The organism is Actinomyces sp. HMT 175, from assembly GCF_016694895.1.
In the GTDB taxonomy this organism is placed as follows: Bacteria; Actinomycetota; Actinomycetes; order Actinomycetales; family Actinomycetaceae; genus Actinomyces; species Actinomyces oris.
This window is the reverse complement of record NZ_CP068012.1, coordinates 1,657,807-1,679,188: the sequence shown is the minus strand read 5'-3', so window position 1 is coordinate 1,679,188 and position 21,382 is coordinate 1,657,807. Positions and strand designations below refer to the sequence as shown.

At 67.4% G+C, this 21,382-nt stretch carries 16 protein-coding genes, 2 tRNA genes and 1 other RNA gene; 8 read left to right on the top strand and 11 right to left on the bottom strand.

The genetic code is table 11. The annotated features are described in order from the left end of the window. Positions 1-529: 529 nt before the first annotated feature. Both JJJ14_RS07135 and JJJ14_RS07130 read left to right on the top strand, forming a co-directional pair. A complete protein-coding gene (locus tag JJJ14_RS07135; protein ID WP_201443713.1) occupies positions 530-1,192 on the top strand; it encodes a LuxR C-terminal-related transcriptional regulator in 663 nt (220 codons plus the stop codon). Then, positions 1,185-3,521, top strand: coding sequence for a sensor histidine kinase (locus JJJ14_RS07130; RefSeq protein ID WP_201443712.1), 2,337 nt, complete (start codon positions 1,185-1,187; stop codon positions 3,519-3,521). The genes JJJ14_RS07135 and JJJ14_RS07130 overlap by 8 nt, the downstream gene beginning before the upstream one ends. A 3-nt stretch (positions 3,522-3,524) precedes the next feature. Here the strand turns inward: JJJ14_RS07130 and JJJ14_RS07125 are convergent. Together JJJ14_RS07125 and JJJ14_RS07120 are read right to left on the bottom strand one after the other, a co-directional pair. Continuing rightward, a tRNA-Leu gene (locus JJJ14_RS07125) sits at positions 3,525-3,609 on the bottom strand. 36 nt (positions 3,610-3,645) lie between these two features. Next, positions 3,646-3,737, bottom strand: a tRNA-Ile gene (locus JJJ14_RS07120). A gap of 201 nt (positions 3,738-3,938) precedes the next feature. On the opposite strand from JJJ14_RS07120, the gene JJJ14_RS07115 reads away from it, so the two are divergent. Both JJJ14_RS07115 and JJJ14_RS07110 read left to right on the top strand, forming a co-directional pair. Continuing rightward, positions 3,939-4,841: a Nif3-like dinuclear metal center hexameric protein gene (locus JJJ14_RS07115; protein ID WP_201443711.1), complete on the top strand. Its 903-nt coding sequence runs from the start codon at positions 3,939-3,941 to the stop codon at positions 4,839-4,841. A gap of 46 nt (positions 4,842-4,887) precedes the next feature. Then, positions 4,888-5,622 carry a zinc ribbon domain-containing protein gene (locus JJJ14_RS07110; protein WP_201443710.1) on the top strand — a complete coding sequence of 245 codons (735 nt, stop codon included), beginning with the start codon at positions 4,888-4,890 and terminating at the stop codon, positions 5,620-5,622. A 35-nt stretch (positions 5,623-5,657) separates the two neighbouring features. Here the strand turns inward: JJJ14_RS07110 and JJJ14_RS07105 are convergent, their stop codons facing one another. Next, positions 5,658-6,467, bottom strand: coding sequence for a YaaA family protein (locus tag JJJ14_RS07105; RefSeq protein WP_201443709.1), 810 nt, complete (start codon positions 6,465-6,467; stop codon positions 5,658-5,660). 87 nt (positions 6,468-6,554) lie between these two features. On the opposite strand from JJJ14_RS07105, the gene rnpB reads away from it, so the two are divergent. Beyond that, positions 6,555-6,946: RNase P RNA component class A (rnpB, locus tag JJJ14_RS07100), an RNA gene on the top strand. Between the two features lie 88 nt (positions 6,947-7,034). On the opposite strand, the gene JJJ14_RS07095 is transcribed toward rnpB, so the two are convergent. The 3 genes from JJJ14_RS07095 to panB form a co-directional block, all read right to left on the bottom strand. Continuing rightward, positions 7,035-8,228, bottom strand: coding sequence for a hypothetical protein (locus JJJ14_RS07095; protein WP_101558082.1), 1,194 nt, complete (start codon positions 8,226-8,228; stop codon positions 7,035-7,037). Positions 8,229-8,389: 161 nt separating this feature from the next. Then, positions 8,390-9,295: a type I methionyl aminopeptidase gene (map, locus tag JJJ14_RS07090; RefSeq protein ID WP_201443708.1), complete on the bottom strand. Its 906-nt coding sequence runs from the start codon at positions 9,293-9,295 to the stop codon at positions 8,390-8,392. Positions 9,296-9,400: 105 nt separating this feature from the next. Next, positions 9,401-10,246, bottom strand: a complete 846-nt coding sequence (gene panB, locus JJJ14_RS07085) for a 3-methyl-2-oxobutanoate hydroxymethyltransferase (RefSeq protein ID WP_201443707.1) — start codon at positions 10,244-10,246, stop codon at positions 9,401-9,403. Positions 10,247-10,447: 201 nt separating this feature from the next. Between panB and JJJ14_RS07080 the strand changes: the two genes are divergently transcribed. The 3 genes from JJJ14_RS07080 (at position 10,448) to JJJ14_RS07070 (ending at position 16,145) form a co-directional block, all read left to right on the top strand. Beyond that, complete coding sequence (locus tag JJJ14_RS07080; protein WP_201443706.1) at positions 10,448-11,779, top strand: glutamine synthetase family protein; 1,332 nt, start codon at positions 10,448-10,450, stop codon at positions 11,777-11,779. Positions 11,780-11,797: 18 nt separating this feature from the next. Next, positions 11,798-15,397: a bifunctional [glutamine synthetase] adenylyltransferase/[glutamine synthetase]-adenylyl-L-tyrosine phosphorylase gene (locus tag JJJ14_RS07075; RefSeq protein WP_201443705.1), complete on the top strand. Its 3,600-nt coding sequence runs from the start codon at positions 11,798-11,800 to the stop codon at positions 15,395-15,397. Positions 15,398-15,491: 94 nt separating this feature from the next. Beyond that, entirely contained in the window at positions 15,492-16,145 is a 654-nt protein-coding gene (locus JJJ14_RS07070) for a histidine phosphatase family protein (protein ID WP_201443704.1), read from the top strand. Between the two features lie 12 nt (positions 16,146-16,157). On the opposite strand, the gene JJJ14_RS07065 is transcribed toward JJJ14_RS07070, so the two are convergent. The 5 genes from JJJ14_RS07065 to JJJ14_RS07045 all read right to left on the bottom strand — a co-directional run bounded on the left by JJJ14_RS07065 (position 16,158) and on the right by JJJ14_RS07045 (position 21,372). After that, on the bottom strand, positions 16,158-16,958 hold the full coding sequence (locus JJJ14_RS07065) for an amino acid ABC transporter ATP-binding protein (RefSeq protein WP_141406899.1): 801 nt from the start codon (positions 16,956-16,958) through the stop codon (positions 16,158-16,160). After that, a complete protein-coding gene (locus tag JJJ14_RS07060) occupies positions 16,955-17,920 on the bottom strand; it encodes an amino acid ABC transporter permease (protein WP_075379035.1) in 966 nt (321 codons plus the stop codon). The genes JJJ14_RS07065 and JJJ14_RS07060 overlap by 4 nt, the downstream gene beginning before the upstream one ends. A 3-nt stretch (positions 17,921-17,923) precedes the next feature. After that, the gene (locus tag JJJ14_RS07055) at positions 17,924-18,844 is read right to left on the bottom strand and encodes an ABC transporter substrate-binding protein (protein WP_201443703.1); all 921 of its coding nucleotides are present in this window, start codon (positions 18,842-18,844) and stop codon (positions 17,924-17,926) included. A 155-nt stretch (positions 18,845-18,999) separates the two neighbouring features. Continuing rightward, positions 19,000-20,424 (bottom strand): type I glutamate--ammonia ligase, encoded by a 1,425-nt coding sequence (gene glnA, locus JJJ14_RS07050; RefSeq protein WP_201443702.1) that lies wholly within the window; start codon positions 20,422-20,424, stop codon positions 19,000-19,002. 192 nt (positions 20,425-20,616) lie between these two features. After that, positions 20,617-21,372: a DUF4191 domain-containing protein gene (locus JJJ14_RS07045; RefSeq protein ID WP_081296330.1), complete on the bottom strand. Its 756-nt coding sequence runs from the start codon at positions 21,370-21,372 to the stop codon at positions 20,617-20,619. Positions 21,373-21,382 lie beyond the last annotated feature (10 nt).

The following is a 21,382-nucleotide window of genomic DNA, read 5'->3' as shown; positions in this document are numbered from 1 at the left end:
ACCAATCCTTATCCTTGGCGTGTTTGTCGTTGCTGCGATTGACTGGTGGCTATATGATACGACGATCGGCAGCTTCATAACGATGATCTTCTATGAGCACTTGGATCGTGATGGAATTCGCCATATGAGTGTGAGTTATCAGTCGGGACGTGGGGGCAATCCCTGTCGTTAGCGGGGTGGTACAAGTGGCGCCTGTCGATATAGTCGAAAACGTCAGAGTACGTAGCGACTGTCGTCAAGTGAGTACGTGTGCCAAAGGGTGCTGGCGTGATACCTCGTCTCACAATGTGGTCAATCGGTGAGGTGGTAGAAATTGATCTGTATCAAAGCGGGGTGTTGAGTCGTCAATCATTGAAGTGTCTTCCTGAGAGTTATTTGGCTTCATTCTCAGGGAAGGTCTCGCCTGGTGCGCCTGGAAGGTTGGCGAAAGTTTGCTGATTCGCCTGGTGGGGGTGTTGACGTCTTCGTACCGTAACTAATCTGTCTGCTGGTGCTGGCCGGCTGCGTCGGCTGGCTTCGTTATTGAATCATGCGTAGTGATGAGGAGATCAATGTGGATCAGGCGTGCTCGATCATTGTGGTTGACGACCACGACATCATTGCCAAGGGCTGCCGCCTGGTGTTCGAGGACGCCGGGCTGCCATGGTCGGTGCGGTGGTACGCCAGCCTGCATGATGTGGAGTGGCCCGATGGCCGGGCGCTGGTGATCCTGGATCTGCGGCTGGAGGACGGCTCCACGCCAACGCAAAACCTGCACGAGATCGAGCGGCGCGGCCTGCCCGTCATCGCCTATACATCGGCGGAAAGCCCGATCCTGGTGCGTGAGGCGATTGCCGGGGGAGTGCTGGCGATCGTGCGCAAGTCTGGGCCGTCGAGCGACCTGGTGCTGGCGATCCAGGACGCGCTGGACGGCAGGCCGAGTGCCGGCCTGGACTGGGCAGCGGCGCTGGATGCTGATGAGGACTTCGTTGTCGACTACCTGGCGCCGATTGAGGCTGACGTCCTGGCGCACTACGCGGAGGGAGAGAAGTCTGAGACGGTGGCTCACATCTTGAGCCTGTCGAAGAACACCGTCAACACCTACGTGGCGCGCATCCGAGACAAGTACCGCGCCGCTGGGCGCCCAGCGGACACCCGCGTCGACCTCTTCCGCCGAGCGGCCGAGGACGGGCTGGTGAGCTACTATGACTGACCGCCTCGGCAGGGCCGCTGAGCGAGTCAGTTCCCCAGGGGAGTACCAGTTGCATGTGCGCCGTCTGGTGGCGTTGTTCGCCGGCCTTGGTGTCCTGGAGATTGGCATCCTGTCGGGCCCCACGGTCTACTTGACCGAGGATGTGAATCCGATTGCGGCCGCCCTACTCCTGGCGCCGATAGTGGCGCTGGCAGTGGTGATAGCCGGCGTGGCGGCGGGCGCGATCCATCTGCGCCGCTGTGGGAGTCCTCGGCGAGACTTGCTGCGCAGAGCCGATCGGTTGCTCGCCGGCCTGCTCGCAGCGCTTCTCGGTGTCTATGTCGCTGTTGCGTGTGTCCTTGCTGCGACCCGGCTACTGCCGATTGCGGCGCCGGGCGACGCGCTGGCGCGGATGCACCCGATGCTGGGGTGGTACTTCGTCATCGCTGCGGCAGGTGCTGTGGTACTGACGCGGCGGTGGCGCTTCACGTTCGTGGTGGTGCTGGCGCCGCTGCTGCTCATGGTCAATGCCACGGCGATCGGTGAGCTGCAGTTCGTCTCGGTGGAAGACGTCATGCTCGATATGACAACCAACCTGGCCACTATCGGCGCACTGACTTGGCTCCTCCGACTGGCGGAGACCTCGGACGCCAGCGGTGCCCAGCAGCGTGCACAGGCTGTGGAGCTGGCTGCCCGGCAGGCCAGCACTCGAGCCCAGCATGAGGCCAACAGCTTCATCCACGATCACATCCTCTCTGCCTTGATCGCCGTCGCCAACGGCCTGCCCGACCGGGCCGCCCTCCGCGATAGCGCCCGCCAGGCGCTCGACTCACTCAGCGCAGGCACGACAGTGGCCAGCCCGGTTGCCACCAGGACACTGCTGAATGACGTTGCCGGACGGGTTGGCGTCATGGCTGGCGATATCCGTACCGACGTCGTTCTCACCCGCGAGCACGAGATACCGTCCGAGGTAGCACAGGCGGTCACCGAGGCCACGCTGGAGGCCGTGCGCAACTCACTGCGCCACGCCGGTAGCGACGACGCCCCGGTGACGCGCAGGGTGACTCTTACCAGCGACGCCTGCGGTATCTCCATCGAGGTGAGTGACAATGGATGCGGCTTCGACCCTGCCGTGGCTGGGCGTGGCAGGCACGGCGTGTCTGGCTCGATCATCGCTCGTATGCAAGACGTCGGCGGCCGTGCGACCGTTGACTCAGTGCCGGGGGAAGGCGCCTGTGTCACCTTGCGATGGCGACCTAACCTGGATTCGGCCGATCAACAGCGACCCGAGCGCGATGCCGCCCAGAACGAAGCAGCCAGCTGGGAACGGTCGCTGTCTGCCTCCATGGAGTCCGCTGGTGCCCGTGCCATCGCCGCAGGGCTCGCCCTGGTGCATTTCATCCTGCTCGTCTACGAATGCGCCGTGCACAGCTATTGGCACTGGCCTCCAGCCGCACTGAGCTTCATCGCACTGCTGCCGCCTGCTGTCCTTCTGCTCAAGGCATGGCCGGACGCCCTGCTTCCGCGCTGGGTGGCGCGGTTAACTGTCGTCGTCATCGCTGCGGTCAACTTTCTCGTGCTCCCACAGATCATCACCACCGGCTGGCCCGGCTACGCGTCCTGGTGCACCGGCGCTGGTAGCGATCTGAGCCGTGGCCTACTGATGCGCGGCCGCCCCGTGTATGCCTGGGCAGGCAGCGCAGCCACGACACTGGCCACCGCCTACTGGGTCATCTCCACCGGGCGGCCACTACTCATGATCTTCACCTACATGCTCGGCCACTACTTCACCCTCGTCAGCTGGCACGGCGTCGCCCACCTGTCCACCCGAGCCACCACACAGATCGCCGCCACCCAGCGAGAAACCGCCCGGCTCCAGGCGCAGCAGCACGCCCACGAAGAAGCCGACCGCATCATGACCAGCCGCATGGCCTCCGTCCGCCAACGCGTCACACCCCTCCTGACCCAGATCGCCAACGGCAAAGCACCAACGCCGAAGCTACGCAGCCAGGCCTACCTGCTCGAGGCTGAGCTGCGCGACGAGATCCGTGCGCCGTTCTTCACCGGCACCAGCATCGTGACAAGCGCCCAGGCTGCCCGCCGACGCGGCACCGAAGTCATCCTCCTGGACGACTCCGGCGACAACACCACCATCGACGACCAGGTACGGACTAACGCGGTCAACTACGTCACCAAGTTCCTTAACGTCACCCAGAGCAACCGCGTCGTCATCCGCCTCAACCCACCCAGGCGTCCCACACTCCTGACCATCGTCACCGACGACACCCGATACCGACTCGACCGGCAGGGAGAGTTGATAGCTGAAGGAATGGGAGCCCCGGTGATTTGATCCTGGTGCCTCCGGCGGGACTCGAACCCGCACGCCCGTAGGCAGCGACTTTTAAGGTCGCGGTGTCTACCGATTCCACCACGGAGGCGAGACGCGCCCCAATATATGAATAAAAGGGCGACAGTACCCCCACTGGGATTCGAACCCAGGACCTTGTGTTTATCAGACACGATACGAGGTATAAGCTCGCTGCTCTAACCGCTGAGCTATGGGGGCGCGGCCACGACATCGACGGCGTCGAGGAGGCCGACGCTGCCGCACTGGAGGGGGCAGTAGCGCGGAAGTAGGTTACCCCAGACAGCGGCCGTGTCGGTCGTTTTCCCCACTGTGTTCCGTCAGGTACGCCCGCGCGCAGGCGCCACGCTCCGTTGCCCCTGACATCTCAGGAACTGCTCGCCATGCCGCTAGCCTGGTCGCATGAGTCACACTCCTGCACCCGCATCCCCTGAGGCCGGACACGGGCCAGCACGCAGCACGTCGGAAGGCCACCTGACTGTCGGTGACATCGTCGCCCTCGTGGAGGCCGCTGCACCTCCCGGCCTGGCCGCCTCCTGGGATTCCAACGGGCTCATCTGCGGCGACCCCGCCGAGCCAGTGCGCAGCATCCTGCTGGCCGTCGACCCGGTGACAGCCGTCGTCGACGAGGCCATTGATGCCGGAGTCGACATGGTCATCACCCATCACCCCCTCTACCTGCGCGGTACCGACCACGTCGCGGCCACCGACCCCAAGGGCCGCACCGTCCACCGCCTCATCCGCGCCGGCATCGCACTCCTCAACGCCCACACCAGCCTCGACGCCGCCCACGGGGGAGTGGCTGACGCCCTGGCCGAGCACGTCGGTCTCGTCTCCACCGTCCCCCTCGAGCCCGACCCCGCCTCCCCGGATCAGGGCATCGGACGGATCGGCACGTTACCCCAGCCCATCACCCTGCGTCGGTTCGCCGAGGGCGTCGCCTCAGCCCTGCCCGACTCCGCCCCCGGCCTCCTCGTGGGCGGGGACCTGGACGCCGTCGTCGAACGCATCGCCGTCTCAGGTGGAGCGGGCGACTCTCTCCTGCAACGGGCCCGGCATGCTGGAGCCGATGTGTTCCTCACCGCCGACCTGCGCCACCACCCGGCCTCCGAGCACCTGGAGGACGGCCGCCCCTATCTCCTGTGCGGAACCCACTGGGCCACCGAGTGGGTCGGCCTGGAGCCCCTGGGCCGCCGGCTCACAGAGGACGCCCACTCCCGTGGAGCCTCCCTGGCCGTCCAGGTCTCCCGCATTGTCACGGATCCCTGGGCGCTGCGCCTGCCGACCGGAACAGACCGGGCATGAGAGGATTCGCAGCAACAACTTGTACGCACCTGAAGGAGCACACGCCGTGACCAGCGCCCCCATCGCCCAGCAGCGCCTTCTCATCGACCTCCAGGACCTCGACTCCCACCTGGCACGGCTGCGTCACGAGCGCAAGCACCTTCCGGTCCTCACCCGCATCGAGGCGGTCATCGAGCGCCTCAAAGCCAACAAGCGCGCAGCCATCCAGGCCGAGGCCGCTCTCGACGAGGCCAAGAAGCAGGCCACTCGCAGTGAGGACGAGGTCGGGCAGGTGGCGCGCCGCGCCGAGGTGCTGCGCGAGCGCCTCCACTCCGGCAGCAGTGCGGCCCGCGACCTCTCCGCTATCCAGGGGGAGATCGACCAGCTCGGCCAACGCCAGTCAGCCTTGGAGGAGGCGCAGATCGTGGCCATGGAGGCCCTCGACTCCGCCCGGCAGGAGGCGGAGCGCCTCAGCCAGGAGGAGGCCGAGATCCGGGCGGCCGGCCGGGAGCTCACCGCCAAACGCGATGCCGAGTTCGCCCGACTCGATGAGGAGATCGAGTCCCTGGAGAACCAGCGGGCAGACCTGGCCGGAACCATTGAGGCGCCCCTCTTGGCGGACTACGAGGCCGTGCGCACCTCCACAGGCGGGCTCGGCGCAGTCGCCCTGAGAGGACGCACCGTTGAGGGCGGCGCCGTCGAGATCAGTCCCCAGGAGCTGGCCCGCATCGTGGCCGCCCCGGCCGAGGAAGTCATCCACGCCGAGGAGAACGACGTCATCGTCGTACGGATGGACATCTGACGGCGCGGTCCGCCTGAAGCCGGCCGTGACCGACTTCAGCGGGTCACCAGGGTGAGAGCCCGACGACCCTGCCGGTCCGGCTCGCCGATCTCGACGTCGTCGATGCTCTCCAGGTGCCCGGCGATGGTTGCGATGTCCTCCACGTGGACGTGCTCAGGCACGGATTCGGCGGCGACGGCCCTGAGGAGCTCTCCGGTGAGCAGTCCGCGAGCGTGCTTGGCCATGTGGGAGACCACCTTGCGCGAACCGTCGTCGGCGGTGCGCACCACGCGTATGCTGACGACCTCAATGCCGTCGCGCGCGGACGGCTTCCATGCGGCCGCATAGTCCGCCGACCGGCAGTCCACCACCAGTCCCTGTTCAGCCATGTCAGTGAGCGACGGCGCCAGGTGCTGCTTCCAGAACGCCGGCAGGCGCCCCGGTCCAGGCAGGGACGTGCCCATCGACAGGCGGTGGTCGGGCACCAGGTCAGTGGGGGACAGGATGCCCCACAGTCCCGAGAGAACAACACAGTGGCGCTCCAGAGCAGCCCGGCCGGCCGCCTCCTCGGCGATCGAGTCGAGCCGGGCGGCCTCGTACAGGACCCCGGTGAACAGCTGATGGGCGGGGACACAGGGCGAGGTCTCCAGCGTCAGATTCGTTGTCACTTGCTCTGCGCTGCGCGGCCCCAGTCCCAGGATGGAGGCCGCCTCATCGCTCCGGCTCACCTCAGCCAGCGCGGACATCACCTCGCGGCGCGCAGCAGTGAGCCTGTCCGCGTCCAGGAGCGAGTCAAGTTCCAGCGACGGTCCACTGGCAGGAGCGGTCTTTCCCTCAGAGGGAGGCAGCAGGATCAGCACCCGCACATGATAGGCGGCTCCCAGCAGGTCAGGGGCCGACGGCGAGCGAGACTCCGTGCTGATGCTCCACGGCGCTACACTGACCCGTGCGGACGAGCCGACCGGGCGGCCGCGGTACGGGCCACCGCCTTCAGGGCGGTGGCGGGCTGAGGAACGTCCGGGCTCCACAGAGCAGGGCGGTGGCTAACGGCCACCCGGGGTGACCCGCGGGACAGTGCCACAGAGAGCAGACCGCCCATCGAGTACCGGTGGGTAAGGGTGAAAGGGTGGGGTAAGAGCCCACCAGCGCGGCGGGTGACCGTCGCGGCTCGGTAAACCCCGCCCGGAGCAAGACCGCACAGCTGGCGCTTGAAGGCTGCTCGCCCGAGTCAGCGGGTAGGTCGCATGAGGCCGCTGGCAACAGCGGTCCAAGATGAATGGTCGCCACCGCCCAGGCCGGCAACGGTGGGCGGCAACAGAACCCGGCGTACAGGTCGGCTCGTCCGCCCCATAGAACCTGTTGAAACGGCTGTGGCCCGCCAGGATGATCCTGGCGGGCCACAGCCGACACGTGGTCAGAGGCGGGTAGTGCGTTTACTTCGCCGCCACGTAGACCTCATTCTTGTTGTCCACCTGAGAGAAAGCGCTCACCGCGAAGGCGCCCTTCTTCTCATTGGCAGCCGACTCGTCAACGAGGAAGACGAAATCACCCTTCGCCTTACCTCCATCTCGAGGCATGCTCTGGCGAATGAAGAGCGACTGCCCGCCGATAGACAGCTCAGCCTCCGAGGTGTTCCCCTCGTGGGTGAACCCCACCTGGAGCCTGAACTCCTGGAACTGTCCCTCTCCGTGGTAGGTGATCTCAACGGGGACGCGAAGGTACACCTTGCCGGCAGGAGGCTCCTTGTAGCTGTACTGGTTCGTGGCGGCCTTCACCGACTCATTGGCGTTCCACTCGACATCGCCGATGGTGACGTCAACCGAGGCGTTCGGGTCGTCGTCGTACTTACCGGCATTCAGCGTGATCGGCCCGGCCTTCGGGTCGAGGGGGTTCTTCTCGCTGGAGCCCGGGTCGTTGCTGCCCGGCTTGCTGGTCTTGGTGGTCTTCTTCTGATCCGAGCTGCCAGTCTCGTCAGAGTCGCTGGCCTTCTTCTTGGAGTCAGAGTCAGAGTCAGCCTTCTTCTGGCTCTTCGGCTCCGAGGTTGACGTGCTGTCCGCCTTGTCGTCCGAATCGCTGGAATCGCCCTTGAACATGAAGATGCTACCGATGACCAGGGCGACCACGACGACTGCAGCAATACCGGTCCAGAACCACCACTGCTGGGTCAGCGGCTTGGAGCCGTTGCCAGGGCCGGCCGGAGCGGCGGCGTTGGGCTGCCACCCGCCAGCGGGAGGCTGCATGCCTCCGGCGGCCCCCTGGGGCTGGTAGGGCGTGGGCGACTGGGCGTAGTCCATGTTGGCCGCGTAAGGGCTGCCCCCGGTTGCGGGAGCGCCGGCGTAGTCCCCGGAGGGGGCGGAGGCCGACATGCCTGTCGGGTCGGCAACCGGTGAGGCAGTGCTCAACGACGCCGTCGGGGCGGTCGACACCGCCTGGGTTGGAGCCCACGCCGGGTCGGCCTCGGAAGCGGCGCCTGCGGCCGAAGCAGCGGAGGCGGCGGAGTCGTCGACCCAGATCTGCCAGCCCTCTGGAGCCGGTCCCCAGGCCGGGTCGGGCTGCCAGCCTGCAGGCGGTTCGAAGCCCTCGGGTGGCGCGGGCCAGTTCGGCGGTGGATTGAAGCGCAAAGCCATGAGAACCTCCGGGAGGAAATAAACAGGGAGAAACCCGCATGGGTTTCCTGGGCAGAATAGAGATGTCCGCTACTCAAGGACCCTACGTCGTCACCTTATCGTGAGGCAACGTGACGGCGCTCGATCGTCCTGGATGTGGATGGGTAGCGATACCCACTGCCTCAAGGCAGGGTGAGCACCTCGGCGCCGTCCTCGGTCACCACGAGCGTGTGCTCGAACTGGGCAGTACGGGAACGGTCCTTGGTGACCACCGTCCAGCCATCGTCCCACTGCTCCCACTCGATGCCACCGAGTGTGAGCATCGGCTCGATGGTGAACACCATGCCCGTCTCGATGACGTCGTCGTGCAGAGGGGCGGCGTCGTAGTGGGGGATGATGAGACCGGAGTGGAACGCCTCGCCGACGCCGTGTCCGGTGTAGTCGCGCACCACCCCGTAGTCGAAGCGCTTGGCGTAGGCCTCGATGACGCGGCCGATGACGTTGACCTCGCGACCCGGCTTGACGGCCTTGATACCCCGCTCCATCGCGGTGCGGGTGCGTTCGATGAGCAGCTCCGTCTCGCGGTCGACCTCACCGACGGCGTAGGTGGCGTTCGTGTCGCCGTGGACCCCGCCGATGTAGGCGGTGACGTCAAGATTGATGAGGTCTCCCTCGTTCAAGCGGGTCGAGTCCGGGATACCGTGGCAGATGACCTCATTGATCGATGTGCAGATCGACTTGGGGAAGCCCATGTAGCCCAGGCACGAAGGGTAGGCGCCGTGGTCGCACAGGTACTCGTGGGCGATCCGGTCGAGCTCATCGGTGCTCACCCCCGGGGCGATCGCCTTGGCGGCCTCGGCCAGGGCTCGGGCGGCCAGCTGCCCCGCGACCCTGATCCGCTCGATCGTCTCGGCGTCCTTGATCTCCGGGGCCGTGACGCGCTCGGGGCCGTCGTGGAACATGTATTCGGGGCGTGCGATGGACGCAGGCACATGACGCTCAGGACTGAGCGTCCCGGGAGTCAGCGTGCCACGCGGCGCGCGGTCGGCCAGTGGGGCCGAGGACGCAGGGGAAGCCGAAGAAGTCATGGTCGTAAGCATAGAAGGAGGTATCCGGTTCGCGGGACCTTCCCTCCAGCCGGTGGTTCAGGGCCTCCACCATGACGCTGTGGGTCTTATCACTGTCAGGGGCCGTCAGGAGCTGAACCAGTGCTTCTCCGCGGGGAAGGACTCCTCACGCACCGCGGCCCCATAGTCGGCGGCCGCCTGCCGCAGGGCCTCGCCGACCTGCCCGAACTGGTGGGCGAAGCGCGGAGACCAGTCCGTCATCCCGGCCATGTCCGTCCACACCAGGACCTGCCCGTCGCAGCGCGCGCCCGCGCCAATACCGATCGTGGGGATCGTGAGCGACTCGGTCACGCGCGCGGCCAGGGGCTCGGGCACCATCTCCAGGACCAGGGCGACCGCCCCCGCCTCGGCCAGTGCCTGCGCGTCGGCCATCAGTACGTCAGCGGCCTCGCCACGGCCCTGAACCCGGAAGCCGCCGAGCATGTTGACGCTCTGCGGGGTGAACCCCAGGTGCCCCACCACCGGGATGCCCGCCTGGGCCAGTGCCCTCACGCTGGCTGCCCGGGGGGTGCCGCCCTCGAGCTTGACGGCGTTGGCCCCGGCCTTCATGAGACGCACCGCGCTGGCCAGTGCCTGCTCCGGACCGGCCTCGTACGTGCCGAAGGGAAGGTCGGCCACAACCAGGGCGCGCTTGGTCGCCCGGGCCACTGAGCGGGTGGCCACCACCATCTCGTCGAGCTCCACCGGGAGTGTGGAGTCGTGCCCCAGCATGACGTTGCCGATGGAGTCGCCCACCAGCAGCAGATCGGTTCCCGCCGCATCCAGGATCCGGGCGGTCACGGCGTCGTAGGCGGTGAGCATGACCAGCTTGGTGCCGTCCTTCTTGGCGGATGCCAGGTGATGGACGCGCACGGGCTTGCCGCCTCCGACAACGGGAGCGGACGTACCGTAAGGGGACTCGGGTGTAGCCATGGCATGAGGCTACCTGAGGTGTTGCAGTGCGCCTGCGCGTCGGACGGGCCACTGGCCTTCCTCTGACGTCCTTCGCCGAGGGCGTTGTCCGAAACCTGCCTGACGCACCCGCGCACTAGGCTGGTCCAAGCAGAACGTCTCAGGCGCAAGAACGCCGGCCACGCCGTCGGCCCGCTGCCGCACCCCACGCTGAGGAGGACCATGGACAAGCAGCAGGAGTACGTGCTCCGAGCCATCGAGGAACGTGACATCAGCTTCATCCGCCTGTGGTTCACTGACGTCTCCGGACAGCTCAAGTCCGTGGCCATCGCACCGGCCGAGGTCGAGAGCGCCTTCGAGGAGGGCATCGGCTTTGATGGATCGGCGATCGAGGGACTCACACGCGTCTTCGAGTCCGACATGCTCCTGGCCCCCGACCCCTCCACGTTCCAGATGCTGCCGTGGCGGGACGGGGACAACGGCGTGGCCCGCATGTTCTGCGATGTCCTCACGCCCGACGGCGAGCCTGCCCGCACCGACCCGCGTTCCGTGCTCGAGCGTCAGCTCGCCCGGGTCGCCGAGGCCGGCTTCACCTGCTACATCCACCCTGAGATCGAGTTCTACCTGGTCAACCGCGACGCCGACGGGCGCATCCGCCCCACTGACGACGCCGGTTACTTCGACCATGTGCCCGGGGGCACCGCTCACGACTTCCGCCGCCAGGCCATCCTCATGCTCGAGCAGATGGGGATCTCGGTGCAGTTCTCCCACCACGAGGGTGGCCCGGGCCAGAACGAGATCGACCTGCGCTTCGCCGACGCCCTGTCGATGGCGGACAACATCATGACCTTCCGCGCCGTCGTGGAAGAGGTGGCCCTCAAGGAGGGCTGCCTGGCGACCTTCATGCCCAAGCCCTTCCCCAACGAGTTCGGCTCGGGCATGCACACGCACTTCTCCCTGTTCGAGGGTGACCGCAACGCCTTCTTCGACCCCGCCGGCCAGTACCAGCTCTCCGCCACCGGTCGCTCCTTCATCGCCGGACTGCTGCACCACGCCTCGGAGATCACGGCCGTCACCAACCAGCACGTCAACTCCTACAAGCGCCTGTGGGGAGGGGACGAGGCCCCCAGCTACGTGTGCTGGGGCCACAACAACCGCTCCGCCCTGGTGCGCGTCCCCATGCACAAGCCCGGCAAGGCCCAGTCCGCGCGGGTGGAGTTCCGCGGCATCGACTCCTCGGCCAACCCCTACCTGGCCTACGCGGTCATTCTTGCCGCCGGCCTCAAGGGTATCGAGGAGGGCTACGAGCTCCCCCCCGAGGCCGAGGACGATGTCTGGGCCCTGTCGGAGATGGAGCGAAAGGCGCTGGGCATTCACGCCCTGCCCACCTCGCTCAAGAGCGCGGTCGCCGCCATGGAGCGCTCCGACCTGGTGGCGGACACCTTCGGCGAGGACACCTTCGAGTTCTTCCTGCGCAACAAGCGCCGCGAGTACCGGGCCTACGACGCACAGGTCACCGACTTCGAGATCAGCCAGTTCTTCCCGCGCGCCTGAGCGGAGCAGGAGACAGCTGTGAGAGACCGCAGCGAGAAGCGAGCGCCGATCGGGTCCCCCTCCCGGCACAGCTCCTCGCCCAGGACCCTGCTGCTGCGGGCCGGATTCCACGACGCGGCCCGCGCTGGAAAGCTCCTGGGCGACCCGGCGCTGCTGCCCTTCCTGCCGGACGGCACTCAGGCCGACGACGTCGGCGAGGCAGGCGACCACGGTGGGCGCGCCTTGGCGGACCGCTCCACGCGGCTGGGTGGCCGACCCGCTGAGATACGGCTGGGGCCTGAGCGTGAGGAGCTCATTGACTCCCTGGCACTCACCGCCGATCCCGACATGGCTCTGCTCAGCCTCGTCCGGCTCGCCGAGGCCGCCACCGCGGCCGAATCAGCTCACCGGGCATCGGTGGGCGGTGTCGAGACTGGGGGTACGACGACGCCAGCAGCACTTCTGTGCAGCGTCATGAGCGATCCTGCCGCAGGGCCGCGTGAGCACAGGCGCCGCCTGCTCGCGGTCCTGGGCGCCTCGCAGGCCCTGGGCGACTTCCTCGTGGCCCATCCTGAGCGCCTCACCGCGCTCGCGCCTGACAGGGCGTGGGACGCCCCGCAGGAGCCCGGCGCCGGTGAGGCGCTGCAACGGACGGTCCGCGACGCGCTGGGGCAGGCCGCCCCCGTGAATGCGGACCCCTCGAACAGCGACGAAAGGCCCCCACACCCGGGAAACGCTGCCGTCAGCCGGGCGACCGCGGCGCTGCGACGCGCCTACCGGGACCGGCTCACGGCGATCGTCGCCGATGACCTCACCAGCGCCGACCCGATCGAGCACGTCCCCACCGTGTGCCGCCGCATGACCGAGCTTGCCGACGCCGCCCTGGACGCGGCCCTGCTTGTCGCCCGCGCCGCCGTCGGACCGCAGGCCGACGACGTGGCCCTCGCCGTGATCGCCATGGGAAAGACCGGGGCCCGAGAGCTCAACTACATCTCGGACGTCGACGTCGTCTACGTCGTCGGCCCCACCCACGAGGCCTGCGGTGCTCAGGAGCCGATCAGCGAGGAGCGCCTCGTGGAGGTCGGCACGCATGTGGCCACCGAGCTCGCCCACGTCGTCTCCGCCACCGCGCCCGAACCTCCCCTGTGGCCACTGGACACGGCGCTGCGTCCCGAGGGCAAGGACGGTGCGCTCGTGCGCACGCTTGACTCCCACCTGGCCTACTACCGCAGATGGGCCGCCTCCTGGGAGTTCCAGGCCCTGCTCAAGGCCAGGGCCTGCGCCGGCGACGTCGAGCTCGGGGCCCGCTACGAGCAGGGCGTGGCGCCCTACGTGTGGGAGGCCAGCCGACGGGAGAACTTCGTTGAGGACGCCCGTGCCATGCGGCGCCGGGTTGAGAAGGAGTCCGTGCCGCGCGGAGGAGTCGACCGGCGTATCAAGCTGGGCCCCGGGGGACTGCGGGACGTCGAGTTCACTGTCCAGCTCCTCCAGCTCGTCCACGGCCGCTCCGACGAGAGCCTGCGCGTGCGTGCCACCCTGGAGGCTCTCGACGCTCTCAGCGCAGGCGGATACGTCAGCCGCACCGACGCAGCGGCCTTGAGCGGCTGCTACAAGGCCCTGCGGCTGCTGGAGCATCGCAGCCAGCTCTTCCGGCTGCGCCGCACCCACAACCTTCCTGAGAAGGAGGAGGACCTGCGCCGTGTCGAGCGGGGCATCAGTGACTGCCTGGGCCGCGGAGACAGCCTGTGGGAGGACTTCAAGGACCTGCGCCGGCGGGTACGGGCCCTCCACCAGGAGATCTACTACCGTCCCCTGCTGGCCTTCGCGGCCGCCCTCAGCGCCGATGAGATGGCTCTGAGTCCTCAGGCGGCGCGCGAGCGTCTGGCCGCAGTCGGCTACGCGGATCCCGACGGGGCCCTGCGCCACATCCAGGCCCTCACCGAGGGGGTCAGCCGCCGCGCCGCGATCCAGCGCCAGCTGCTGCCGGTCATCATCGGCTGGATCGGTGGGGGAGCCGACCCCGATTTCGGTCTGCTCTCCTTCCGGCGGCTGTCCGAGGCCATCGGGGGCTCGCACTGGTACCTGGCCATGCTGCGAGACTCCCCGGTGGCGGCGCGCAGACTGTGCCAGGTCCTCTCCAGCGCCCACTGGGCCACCGAGCGCCTCGCGGAGTTCCCCGAGTCTATCGCCTGGCTCGACGACGACGACGAGCTCGCCCCCCGCCGATCCGGCGCCCTGGCGGAGGAGGTCACCGCCGTCCTGCGCCGCCGCAGCCTGACCGGCCCCGATGACGCTGCCCTTGCAGAGCAGGCGCTCGAGGCGGTTCAGGCGATCCTGAGAGTGCGCGCCCGCGAGGAGGTACGTGCCTCACTGGCGGACTGCCTGGACGGCATCGACCCTGCACGCACCGCCTCCATCCTCTCCGACGCCACCGACGCGGTCCTGGACGGGGCGCTGACCGTGGCCACCGGGCTGGTCATCGCCCAGCGCGACGGGTTGGAGGCCGTCTCCGCCGGGCCCGACGCCAGCGGGTGCTGGCAGGCCGCCCGCGCCCGCCACGCCATCATCGCCATGGGACGCCTGGGAGGCCGCGAGATCGGGTACGCCTCGGACGCGGACGTCCTCTTCGTCCACCAGGCCCGCGACGGGGCGGGTGAGGAGGATGCCGCCCAGGAGGCCGAGGCCGTCGCCAAACAGGTCATGGGACTGCTGGCCGCGGCGCTCCCGCACCCCCTTGAGGTGGACTGCGATTTGAGGCCCGAGGGACGCAACGGCGTCATGAGCCGCTCGCTGGACGCCTACCGCGAGTACTACGGCCGCTGGTCCGCCCTGTGGGAGCGTCAGGCACTGCTGCGCGCCCGTCCCTGCGCCGGAGACCGAGACCTGGGTCGGCGTTTCGAGGAGCTCATCAACCCGCTGCGCTGGGCGCAGGAGGGCCTGGCGCCCCAGGACCTGCGGGAGATCCGCAGGATCAAGGCGCGGGTGGAGGCCGAGCGCCTGCCACGGGGCATTGACCCGGCCCGCCACCTCAAGCTCGGCCCCGGTGGGCTCAGTGACGTGGAGTGGAGCGCCCAGGTGCTTCAGCTCGCCCACGCCGGTCGGATACCCCAGCTGCGGACCACCTCGACCGTCGGCGCGCTCCAGGCCGCGGTCCAGGCCGGGGTACTGAGCGCGGACGGCGGGGGAGAACTGGTCGCGGCCTGGATCCTGGCCAGCCGCCTGCGCTCGGCGATCGTCCTCGGAACCGGGCGCGCCTCGGGGCCGCGCTCCCAGGTCCTCCCCATCCAGAGCCGGGAGATCCGCCTGGTGGGGCGCCTCATCGGCCTCAGTGCGGGCAGGGAGCGAGAGCTCGAGGACCTCTACCGCCGTAGCGCCCGCCACGCGCGCGCAGTGGCCGAGCGCATCGTCTTCACCGACGCCGCTGCCCACGGCCCCACCGCTTCAGCGCCGTCGAGCACCGTGTCAACGGCTCAGCCGCACAGCCAGGAGTCACCGCCGCCACGTTCAGCAGGCTCGGCCCGGAGCTCTCGCGCACGGTCTCGTCGGGATAGTGGATCGTCAGCCGCCAAGGGCTCCAGGCGGGCCAGCCGTCCCCGCACCACGAGAAGGCGACCGGAGGGACCCTACCCCTGGAGCTGACCGAGTGCAGACGGCACTGGACGTAGGCCCCGGGCGATGAGGATCGCATCGTCGTCGTGGGTCCCCGCGCTACGAACCTGGCAGACTTGCCGCCGTGAGGCTCATTCTTGTACGCCACGGTCGCACCGAGGCCAATGTCATGCAGGCACTCGACACCGCCTTCCCCGGAAATCCCCTGGATGAGGTGGGGCTGGGGCAGGCCGACGGGTTGCCGGACCGTCTGGATAAGGCCGGACTGCTCCAGGGGCTGGGGTCACTGTGGGTCTCCCCGATCCTGCGCGCCAGGCAGACCATCGCCCCTATCGAGGCCGCCACCGGCCTGAGCGCCACCGTCGACTCGGGACTGCGTGAGGTTCTGGCCGCCGACCTGGAGATGAACACCGACGCGCGCTCGGTGGCCTGCTACGTGGACACCACCCGGGCTTGGATGGCGGGGCGCCCCGCCTGCCGCATCCCCGGCTCCCCGGAGGACGGGCACGACACGCTTCAGCGCTTCGACGAGGCCATCGACCGCATCTGCGAGCAGGCCGCACGGGCGGGAGACTCAGCGGCCCTGCTCGTCTCCCACGGCACCGCGCTGCGTCTGTGGACCTCCCTGAGGGCCGCGGCCGGAGGCGGCGTGGACCCGCTGTGGGTCGCCGATCGCCCCATGCACAACACCGGGATCACCGTCGTCGACGGCGATCCCGGCGGTGGATGGAGCCTGACCTCCTGGGATGACGGGGCCTGGGACCAGGCCCCCTCCTGAACCGGCCCGACCCTACAGGACCGAGGAGAGGAAGGCCCGGGTGCGTTCGGCCTGGGGATCGTCCAGGACCTTGACGGGGTCACCGGACTCGCAGATGACACCGCCGTCCATGAAGATCAGCTGGTCGCCGACCTCCCGGGCGAAGCCCATCTCGTGGGTGACCACGACCATCGTCATGCCGGAGGCGGCGAGGTCCTGCATCACCTGCAGCACCTCACCGACCAGCTCGGGGTCCAGGGCCGAGGTCGGCTCGTCGAAGAGCATGAGCTCGGGGTCCATCGCCAGGGCCCGGGCGATCGCCACTCGCTGCTGCTGGCCGCCGGAGAGCTGGGAGGGGTAGTGGTCGAGGCGATCCCCCAGCCCCACCCGCTCCAGTAGCTCGATGCCGCGTTCACGGGCCTTGGCCTTCGGAGTCTTCTTGACCAGGACCGGTGCCTCCATGACGTTCTGCAGAGCCGTCATGTGGGGGAAGAGGTTGAAACGCTGGAAGACCATCCCGATCTTGGCGCGCTGAGCGGCGCGGGCCTTGTCCGACAGGGCGTGTAGCTCGATGCGCCCCCTGCGCTCGACCTCACGCATCCCGATGAGCTCACCGTCGACCTTGATCCGGCCGGCGTCGATGGACTCCAGCTCGTTGATGCAGCGCAGCAGCGTGGACTTTCCCGAGCCCGACGGGCCGATGAGCACCGTCACTGAGCCGGGCGGGACGATGAGGTCGATGCCCCGCAGCACGTGCAGCTCACCGAAGAACTTGTGCAGGTCGCTGATCTCGACCTTGGGCGTGGCGGCTGCTGCCTGGGCGGATGTGCTCATGGGGTGACCTCCAGGAAGGGATCGTCCTTGGTGGTGTGCGCATCGAGGATGGCCTGCTGACGGGCCGACAGGCCCCGGCCCGAGGAGCCGGAGGACTTGTCAGAGTCGAAGCCCTTGCCGTAGTAGCGCTCGATGTAGTGCTGTCCCACCATAAGGATCGAGGTGATGATGATGTACCAGATGGCCGCGACCAGAAGCAACGGAATGATCTGGTAGGTCAGCGACGCGTAGGAGTTGGTGACGAAGGTCAGATCCAGGGTGAAGGGGACCGCCAGCACCAAGGAGGTCGTCTTGAGCATGGAGATCGTCTCGTTGCCGGTGGGCGGGACGATGACCCTCATCGCCTGGGGAAGGACGATCCTGCGCAGGATCTGGCCCCTGCTCATGCCCAGGGCCCCGGCGGCCTCGCTCTGGCCCTTGTCCACTGAGTTCAGGCCCGAGCGGACAATCTCGGAGAGGTAGGCGCCTTCGTTGATGCCCAGCCCCAGGACCGCCGCGACGAAGGGGGTGAAGACCGTCGTCGTCTTGAAGGTCAGCAGCTCGGGGCCGAAGGGGATGCCCAGACTCAGCTTCTGGTAGAGCGCGGACAGCGCACCCCAGAAGACCAGCTGGGTGTAGATCGGGGTGCCACGGAAGAACCACAGGTAGGCCAGCGCCACCCAGCGCAGGACCGGGTTGGAGGACTGGCGCAGGATCGCCGTGGTGACCGCGAGCACGATGCCGATGGCCATGGCCATGAAGGTCAGCAGCAGCGTCCAGCCGACGGCCTTGACCACGTGGACCTCGCGCAGGAAGAACCAGACCGTGGACCAGTGGAACTTCTCATTGGTGACCAGCCCGTGGATGAGCATGGCCCCCAGGACCGTGACGATCGCGGCACTGATCCACGTCCCCGGGCGGGGGACGGGCTTGGGATTGTTGAGGACGACCTTGTCGTCCTCAGAGGCGGGTGAGGCGGTCACTGCTCACTCCTTCACTGCGGGATTGAGTTCTGCGGTGGTCAGGGCGGCGTCCTTCACGCCCCAGTTGTCCAGGATCTTCTGCCAGATGCCGTGGTCCATGAGGTACTGGACGGCGGCCTGGATCGCGGCGGTGAACTGGGGGTCGGCCTTGGCGGTCACCACCCCCTGGGGGGCGGCGTCCTCGATCTCACCGAGGGTGACGATCTGGCCATCGGTCAGCTCGACGGCGTAGCCGGCCACGGTGGAGTCCGAGTAGGTGGCGTCGATGGTGCCGCCCACCAGGCCGGTGGTGGCCTCGGACTGCTTGGAGTAGGAGCGTACGGACAGCACCGGCTTGCCCGCCTGGGCGCACTTGTCGGCGGCGTCGCGCATGGTGGTCTCCTGGGCGGTTCCCACCTGGACGCCGATGGTCCGTCCGCACAGCTTGAGGTGGTCGGAGGTCTCGACGCCCTTGGGGTTGCCGGCCTGGACGTTGAATCGCGAGCCCACGTTGATGTAGGCGCTCATGTCGACCTCCGCGGTCCGTTCGGGGGTGACGGTGAAGGAGGAGATGCCGGCGTCGTACTTCGAGCCGATCGAGGCGATGATGGAGTCGAACTCGGCGGTGTGCACTTTGCCCTTGACGCCCAGGACGGCGGCGATCGCGTTGGTCAGGTCGACGTCGTAGCCCACGGCCGTGCCCGAGGGGTCGAGGAACTCGGCCGGCGCGTAGTCCGTGGAGGCGGCCACGTCGAGGACACCGTCCTCAAGGGCGCCCTGAGGGAGCTTGGCAATGATGTCGGGCTGCGCCTGGATCGACGAGGTGTCGAAGGAGTGGATCTGCGAGCTCCGGTTCGCGTTCCAGTCAGCGGCGTTGGTGCATCCGCTGAGGACCAGGCAGGCGGTGGCTGCCAGCCCGAGGGAGGCGTGATGGCGGATCCTCATCGTGGGATCTCCTCTTCGGAGTGGATCAAGACAGAGAAAGAATATCCGCAATGCAGTATAGATATGCAAACTGGGGTGGTGGCGTACAGCACGACGGCGGCTCTGAGCCTCGTGCGTAGGAGGCTCAGAGCCGCCGTCTGAGCTGGGTCACCGGCTCACAGGTCGTAGTAGAGCTGGAACTCGTAGGGGTGGGGGCGCAGCCGCAGCGGCTCGATCTCGTTGGTGCGCTTGTACTCGATCCAGGTCTCGATGAGGTCGGGGGTGAAGACGTCTCCCTCAGTGAGGAAGTCGTGGTCGTCCTCCAGGGCCTCCAGCGCCTCGTCCAGGCTGTCGGGGAGCTTGTCGATGTCGAAGTACTCCTCGGGAGCCAGCTCGTAGAGGTCCTTGTCGATGGGCTCGCGGGGCTCGATGCGGTTGCGGATGCCGTCAATTCCGGCCATGAGGACGGCGGCGAAGCACAGGTAGGGGTTGGAGGAGGGATCCGGCACCCGGTACTCCACCCGCTTGGCCTTGGGGGAGGAGCCCGTGACCGGGATGCGGATGCAGGCCGAGCGGTTGCGGGCCGAGTAGACCAGGTTGACCGGCGCCTCGAAGCCGGGGACCAGGCGGTGGAAGGAGTTCACCGACGGGTTGGTGAAGGCCAGCAGCGCTGGGGCATGGGCCAGGATCCCACCGATGTACCAGCGGGCGAGGTCCGAGAGCTGGCCGTAGCCCCGCTCGTCGAAGAACAGTGGCTTGCCGTCCTTCCACAGCGAGTGGTGGGTGTGCATGCCCGAACCGTTGTCGCCGAAGATCGGCTTGGGCATGAAGGTGGCTGTCTTGCCGTTGCGCCAGGCCTCATTCTTGATGATGTACTTGAACTTCATCATGTCGTCGCCCGCGGCGAGCAGAGAGCTGAAACGGTAGTTGATCTCCTGCTGTCCGGCGGTCCCGACCTCGTGATGGGCCCGTTCGATCTCCAGTCCGGAGGCGAGGCAGGTGCGGACCATGCGGTCCCGGATATCGGCCATCTGATCGTTGGGGGAGACGGGGAAGTAGCCGCCCTTGAAAGCGGTCTTGTATCCCTTGTTGCCGCCCTCCTCCTCGCGGCCGGTGTTCCAGGCCGCCTCGCAGGAGTCGATGGTGTAGAAGGACTCGGCCGGTGAGGCCTCGTAGCGCACCGAGTCGAAGAGATAGAACTCGGCCTCGGCCCCGATGTAGCAGGTGTCGGCGATTCCGGTGGAACGCAGGTAGTCCTCGGCCTTGGCGGCGATCGAGCGGGGGTCGCGCGAGTAGACCTCGTCCGTGAAGGGGTCGACGATCGAGAAGTTGACGACCAGGGTCTTCTCCTCGCGGAACGGGTCCAGGAAGGCGGTGGTCACGTCGGGAACCAGCTTCATGTCCGACTCGTGGATCGCGGTGAAGCCTCGGATTGATGAGCCGTCGAACATGAGGCCGTCAGTGAGTGCCTCGTCCTTGAAAGCGGCCACAGGAATAGTGAAGTGCTGCATGACGCCGGGTAGGTCGCAGAACCGCACATCGACCAGCGCGACATTCTCCTTCTCGATGAACGTCAGTGCCTCGGATGCGTCCTTGAACATATCTCCTCCAGGTGGGAACGGCGCACATACTTCACGCGTATGTACTGTGGCTGACGGCAGTCACTATATTGACGTTACCGTGACAAAGGAATGGCGTCAGTGTTGCCTGAGTGTTTCGCCCGTTGATCGCCGGACTCCTCGAGTCGGCAGGGCCCTGTGTCATGGGAGAAGGAGGTGATCTGGGGCGGAGATTCAGCGTCCGCGCATGGCACGGCGGTCGGGGCGGACCCGATTAGGATCGATGTGCTTGGGGATCGGCAGGTTCTTGCCGGCCATCGACGTCAAGCGCTTGGAGACCTGCGTGATCTCGCTGTCAGTCAGTGACGTGGGCTTGGTTGGAAGCTGGCGCAGCGTCTTGGACAGGTCCGTCAGGCGTACCTGGCCGGCGTCAGTGCCCACCTGAAGGGTGTGGATGGGAACGGTCGACAGCAGCCGATGGACCTTGCGCTCCTCCTCGGCCAACATGCGTCGGGTGCGGGTGCTGGGTCCCTCCGCGATGAGAACGACACCGGGGCGTCCCACCAGCCGCCACACGAGGTCCTGGTCCTTGGTGAAGGCCACGGGCTCGGGCTCCACGAACCAGCCCCGACCGATCTGGTCCAGAACGGCCTTCGCCGCTCCTGGCATTCCCTCGATCTGGGAGAAGGAAGCGCGGCGCACCACGACTGACAGGATGACCATGTCGATCATGAGCGCCATGAGGATGCCCACCATCAGCCAGTACCACAGGGACAGTCCGTAGCCGAAGGAGACAGCGGCCCCCAGGGCGAGGCAGGTGGCGAGCACCGCCAGCATCACCCATCCGATCCACGGGTAGCTCCGCCGCGAGATCGTGTAGGAGTCCTTGATGTTCTGAAGGTACTGAGCCAGCCGGCGCTTCTTCTTCGGCTGGGGGGACTGGGCACTACTCACGGGCACACCATAGACGACGTTGGTGCGCCGGCACACATGCTCTCGC

What these genes read in the sequence shown, in the direction of transcription:
- JJJ14_RS07115 (WP_201443711.1), top strand. Translation starts at nt 3,939, where the DNA reads ATGAGTCACACTCCTGCACCCGCATCCCCTGAGGCCGGACACGGGCCA.
- JJJ14_RS07080 (WP_201443706.1), top strand. Translation starts at nt 10,448, where the DNA reads ATGGACAAGCAGCAGGAGTACGTGCTCCGAGCCATCGAGGAACGTGAC.
- JJJ14_RS07135 (WP_201443713.1), top strand. Translation starts at nt 530, where the DNA reads ATGCGTAGTGATGAGGAGATCAATGTGGATCAGGCGTGCTCGATCATT.
- JJJ14_RS07065 (WP_141406899.1), bottom strand. Translation starts at nt 16,958, where the DNA reads ATGAGCACATCCGCCCAGGCAGCAGCCGCCACGCCCAAGGTCGAGATC.
- JJJ14_RS07130 (WP_201443712.1), top strand. Translation starts at nt 1,185, where the DNA reads ATGACTGACCGCCTCGGCAGGGCCGCTGAGCGAGTCAGTTCCCCAGGG.
- JJJ14_RS07095 (WP_101558082.1), bottom strand. Translation starts at nt 8,228, where the DNA reads ATGGCTTTGCGCTTCAATCCACCGCCGAACTGGCCCGCGCCACCCGAG.
- map (WP_201443708.1), bottom strand. Translation starts at nt 9,295, where the DNA reads ATGACTTCTTCGGCTTCCCCTGCGTCCTCGGCCCCACTGGCCGACCGC.
- glnA (WP_201443702.1), bottom strand. Translation starts at nt 20,424, where the DNA reads ATGTTCAAGGACGCATCCGAGGCACTGACGTTCATCGAGAAGGAGAAT.
- JJJ14_RS07055 (WP_201443703.1), bottom strand. Translation starts at nt 18,844, where the DNA reads ATGAGGATCCGCCATCACGCCTCCCTCGGGCTGGCAGCCACCGCCTGC.
- panB (WP_201443707.1), bottom strand. Translation starts at nt 10,246, where the DNA reads ATGGCTACACCCGAGTCCCCTTACGGTACGTCCGCTCCCGTTGTCGGA.